The organism is Kitasatospora sp. NPDC056783, from assembly GCF_042789895.1.
GTDB lineage: Bacteria > Actinomycetota > Actinomycetes > Streptomycetales > Streptomycetaceae > Kitasatospora.
Genome location: NZ_JBHUAF010000585.1, coordinates 1 through 3,381 on the forward strand (window position 1 = coordinate 1; position 3,381 = coordinate 3,381).

The following is a 3,381-nucleotide window of genomic DNA, read 5'->3' on the forward strand; positions in this document are numbered from 1 at the left end:
GTCCTCCACCAGTGGCGTTTGGGCGTACTCCCGCCGGAGTACGCCCGAACGTCGGCGATCACGCCCGGATCAGTCCTCCGCGGCGGCCCGCGCCTTCGCCTCCGCCTCCTCGAAGGTCGCCGAGGCCTCCGGCCGGGCCAGGGTGACCACCAGTTCCCCGTCGCTCACGTCCGCGAGCAGCGTGTCCCCCTCCCGAACCGTTCCGTCCAACAGCAGGTTGGAGATCCGGTTGTCCAGCTCCGACTGGATCGTCCGGCGCAGCGGCCGGGCCCCGAACTCCGGCTGGTAACCCCGGTTGACCAGGTACTCCTTGGCCGCCTCGGTGACGTCCAGCCGGACGTCCTGGGCCCGCAGCCGGCGCCGGCTGCGCTCCAGCAACAGGTCCACCACGGACAGCAGGTCCTTCCGGGTGAGCGCGTGGAAGACGATCACCTCGTCGATCCGGTTGAGGAACTCCGGCCGGAACTGGGTGCGCAGGTCGCGCATCAGGTCGTCCCTGATCTCGTCCACGTTGCCCGCGTGGTCGAGGATCCGCTGCGAGCCGAGGTTGCTGGTCATGATCACCACGGCGTTGCGGAAGTCGACCGTACGCCCCTGGGAGTCGGTCAGCCGTCCGTCGTCCAGCACCTGGAGCAGCAGGTTGAAGACGTCCGGGTGGGCCTTCTCCACCTCGTCGAAGAGCAGCACGCTGTACGGCTTGCGGCGCACCGCCTCGGTCAGCTGCCCGGCCTCCTCGTAGCCGACGTAGCCGGGCGGGGAGCCGACCAGCCGGGAGACGGTGTGCTTCTCCTGGAACTCGCTCATGTCGAAGCGGATCATCCGGTCCGGGTCGCCGAACAGCAGCGCCGCCAACGCCTTCGCCAGCTCGGTCTTGCCGACGCCGGTCGGCCCGAGGAAGAGGAAGGAGCCGGTCGGCCGGTCCGGGTCGCCCATCCCGGCCCGGCCGCGGCGCACCGCCTGGGCGACCGCGGTGACCGCCTCGTCCTGGCCGATCACCTTCTCGTGCAGGTGCTCCTCCAGCTTGAGCAGCCGCTCCTTCTCGGTCGCGTTCAGCTCCGCGACCGGGATGCCGGTGCGGGAGGAGAGCACCTGCGCGATGTCGTCGGCCGTCACGTCGACGACGTCCTCGCGGGACTCGGCGATCGACGCCAACTCGTCCTCGGTCTGCCGCAGTTCGGTCTTCAGGTTGGCGGCCCGGACGAACTCCTCGTCCGCGACGGCCTCGTCCAGCTCCCGCTTCAGCTTGGTGATCCGGTCCTGCACGCCGGTCGCCTCGGTGGACCCGCTCAGGCTGCGCAGCCGGACCCGCGCGCCGGCCTGGTCCAGCAGGTCGATCGCCTTGTCGGGCAGGAAGCGGTCGCCGACGTACCGGTCGGAGAGCGCCGCCGCCGCGTCCAGCGCCTCGTCGGTGAACCTCACCTGGTGGTGCGCCTCGTACGCGTCGCGCAGCCCATGGAGGATCTCGACCGTCTCCTCGACGCTCGGCTCGGGCACCAGCACCGGCTGGAAGCGGCGCTCCAGCGCGGCGTCCTTCTCCACGTGCTTGCGGTACTCGTCCAGCGTGGTCGCACCCACCACGCTCAACTCACCCCGCGCGAGCGCCGGTTTGAGGATGTTGCCGGCGTCCATCGAGCCCTCGCCGCCGCCCGCACCGACCACGGTGTGCAACTCGTCCAGGAAGAGGATCACGCTCTTCTCGGCCGCGGTGACCTCGTCGATCACGTTCTTCAGCCGTTCCTCGAACTCGCCCCGGTACTTGGAGCCGGCCACCAGCGCGGTCAGGTCGAGGGTGACCACCCGCTTCTCCCTGAGGCTCTGCGGCACGTCCCCGGAGATGATCCGCTGGGCCAGGCCCTCGACGATCGCGGTCTTGCCGACGCCCGGCTCACCGATCAGCACCGGGTTGTTCTTGGTCCGCCGGGAGAGGATCTCGACGGTCTGCTCGATCTCCTCGGCCCGCCCGACCACCGGGTCCAGCCGGCCCGAGCGCGCCTCCTCGGTCAGATCGCGCCCGTACTCGTCCAGCGTCGGCGTCTCACTCGGGTGCGCGCCCGTGCTGCTGCGCTCGCCCCCGGTGCCGCGCCCCTCCAGCACCGACTTCAGCGCCTCCTGCGAGGGCGCCGCGTTGCGCAGCGCCACGCCGGCGCCCGAGCGCTCCTGGTCGAGCAGCGCGCCGAGGATGTGCTCCGGCCCGATGTACGAGGCGCCGACCGCCTGCGAACGGGCGTGCGCGGCGAGCAGCGCGCGCTTCGCCGAAGGGGTGAGCGCCGGCCGGTCGTCCACCCGGTCGGCGGTGCCGGTCGGCAGGGCGTGCTCCAGGTCCCCGGAGAGCCGGTCCGGGTCGATGCCGGCCCGCTCCAGCATCCGGCGCGAGGGCTCCACCCGGGTGGCCGCCCAGGCCAGGTGCGCGGTGTCGAGGTCACTGGAACCGTCCTCCGCCGCCCGCTGCGCGGCCAGCGCGAGCAGTTCCTGCGAGGACTCGCTCAGCAGCCGCCCGATCGGCACCCGCTGCACGGCGGGCGGGGAGGCCAGCGGGCTCATCCCGAAGAACCGGCTGAGCAGGTCGGAGAACGGGTCGTTCGACCCGAACGGGGGCATGGTCACAGCGATTCACCTCTCCCAAGCGGTCTGCAGTCACACAAACACAGGCCGCCCGACCCCGCCTGTCGGGACGGCCGGGGCTCACCCGGTGACCTGCTCCAGCAGCACACCGCCGCTGCACGTCACCGCCATCGCCAACAGCCCGCCGACCACGTTGCGCATGACCACCCGCGCGACTCCCCGACCTGCTCAGCCATCCGCCACCGCTCCGGGGGTCCGACCACTCCCCCGATCCTCACCCGCCCCGGCACCCCCACCACGCGCCGGAGCCACCGGCACACCATGATCGTTTGGGCGAAATTCAGGAGTCACGCCCGTTCGGCAAGGCCGTGCCGAGCTTGTCCGAGGCCCTGGTGAAACCGCGGGAACGACGACGACCCAGGTCGGGATCATGCTCCTGACCTGGGCCGTAGCCTGCGTTTCAGCTGTTCGAGGGGTGGGCGCGGACGGTTTCGAACCGCCGACATCTGCTTTGTAAGTTCGATCGGGCGGTGTCCGTAGCTGCACATGCCCGTGATCGCGGCCCGGCAATGATCCACCCGAATGCCGGTGGGGTTTCCGGTGTCCGCTGTCGTTGATGTCAGACGCTGATGTCGGACTCAGGGGAGATCACCGCAGCTCACCGCAGGTTTTGGACAGGCTGCCGCCGAGGCTGGCAACCTGCCCCCGGGATCGTCCATCCTGTCTAGTGCCGCATCAGGCAACGTTCGCCCTGGTGACGACCTCGCGTAGTCGTTCGTCGGCGGCGTGCTTGTTTCGCCAGATGATGTAGCGGCGGAT

Annotated in this window: 1 protein-coding gene and 1 pseudogene; both read right to left on the reverse strand. The window is 70.6% G+C overall.

What is annotated here, in order from left to right; genetic code table 11:
* Positions 1–69: 69 nt before the first annotated feature.
* A complete protein-coding gene (locus tag ACFRMQ_RS39435; protein ID WP_380735721.1) occupies positions 70–2,598 on the reverse strand; it encodes an ATP-dependent Clp protease ATP-binding subunit in 2,529 nt (842 codons plus the stop codon).
* A gap of 699 nt (positions 2,599–3,297) precedes the next feature.
* Positions 3,298–3,381, reverse strand: a pseudogene (locus ACFRMQ_RS39440) (transposase); the annotation flags it as partial.

Excerpts from the sequence above, each read along its gene's own strand:
- ACFRMQ_RS39435 (WP_380735721.1), bottom strand. The coding sequence starts at position 2,598 with ATGCCCCCGTTCGGGTCGAACGACCCGTTCTCCGACCTGCTCAGCCGG.